Source organism: Actinosynnema sp. NPDC002837, from assembly GCF_040295345.1.
In the GTDB taxonomy this organism is placed as follows: domain Bacteria; phylum Actinomycetota; class Actinomycetes; order Mycobacteriales; family Pseudonocardiaceae; genus Actinosynnema.
In genome coordinates, this window is record NZ_JBEOVG010000212.1 from 1 (window position 1) to 1,453 (window position 1,453).

At 71.2% G+C, this 1,453-nt stretch carries 1 protein-coding gene; it reads left to right on the forward strand.

The window, feature by feature from the left end:
- Positions 1 to 89: 89 nt before the first annotated feature.
- On the forward strand, positions 90 to 1,364 hold the full coding sequence (locus ABTZ99_RS44945; RefSeq protein WP_498786927.1) for a thymidine phosphorylase: 1,275 nt from the start codon (positions 90 to 92) through the stop codon (positions 1,362 to 1,364).
- Positions 1,365 to 1,453: the final 89 nt, after the last annotated feature.

Sequence of the window (1,453 nt, forward strand, 5' to 3'; positions counted from 1 at the left end):
AGGGCGGCCACACCGGGCCGTCACCCCGACTTCCGCCTGGTTCCTACCACAAGCGCCACCCAGGCGCCCGCACGGAAGAGGGTGCACTAGTGACCCACACCGCCGTGGACGTGATCCGGGCCAAGCGCGACGGCGCCCGCCTGACCGACGACCAGATCGACTGGGTCGTCGACGCCTACACCCGCGGGCACGTGGCCGACGAGCAGATGTCGGCCCTGGCCATGGCGATCTTCCTGAACGGCATGGACCCGGCCGAAACCGCCCGCTGGACCCACGCCATGATCGAGTCGGGCGACCGGCTGACCCTCGACGTCGGCCGCCCCACCGTCGACAAGCACTCCACCGGCGGCGTCGGCGACAAGATCACCCTGCCCCTGGCGCCCCTCGTGGCCGCCTGCGGCGCCGCCGTGCCCCAACTCTCCGGCCGCGGCCTCGGCCACACCGGTGGCACGCTGGACAAGCTCGAAGCCATCCCCGGCTGGCGCGCGCAGCTCTCCGTGGACGAGGTCGTCGCACAACTGCGCTCCGTGGGCGCCGTCATCTGCGCCGCCACCTCCGGCCTCGCCCCGGCCGACAAGAAGCTCTACGCCCTGCGCGACGTGACCGGAACCGTCGAGGCGATCCCGCTGATCGCCTCGTCGATCATGTCGAAGAAGATCGCCGAGGGCGCGGAAGCACTGGTCCTGGACGTCAAGGTGGGCTCCGGCGCGTTCATGAAGTCCCTCGACCAGGCCCGCGCACTGGCCACGGCCCTGGTCTCGATCGGCGTCGACCACGGCCTGCGCGTCTCCGCGCTCCTCACCGACATGTCGGTCCCCCTGGGCCGCGCCGTCGGCAACGCCGTGGAAGTCGCCGAGTCGATCGAAGTCCTCCAGGGCAACGGCCCCTCCGACGTCGTCGACCTGACCGTCGCCCTGGCCGAGGAAATGCTCTCCCGAGCCGGCATCTCCGCCTCCCCCCGCGACGTCCTCGCCTCCGGCGAGGCCTACGAGACCTGGGCGAGGATGATCAGGGCCCAAGGCGGCGACCCGGACGCCCCACTACCGACCGGCCGCCACAAGCACGTCGTCACCGCCCCGTCCGACGGCTACCTGACCACCCTCGACGCCTACGCGGTGGGCGTCGCCGCCTGGCGCCTGGGCGCCGGCCGCGCCCGCAAGGAAGACCCGGTCCAAGCGGGCGCCGGCATCCTCTGCCTGGCCAAACCAGGCGACCGGATCGCCAAGGACCAACCACTGCTCGAACTGCACACCGACACCCCCGACGCCATCCCCGCCGCCCTGGAATCCCTCTCCACCGGCTACGAGATCGGCGACAACCCACCCCCGACCACACCACTGGTCATCGACACCATCCGGGGCTAGCGCCTGTTTCACAAGTCCGTGTTCGCGATAGTCGGGCCTGAGGCGGCTCCCGGGGGCACGGCCGAATGGGCCACATACAACAGCGGTAT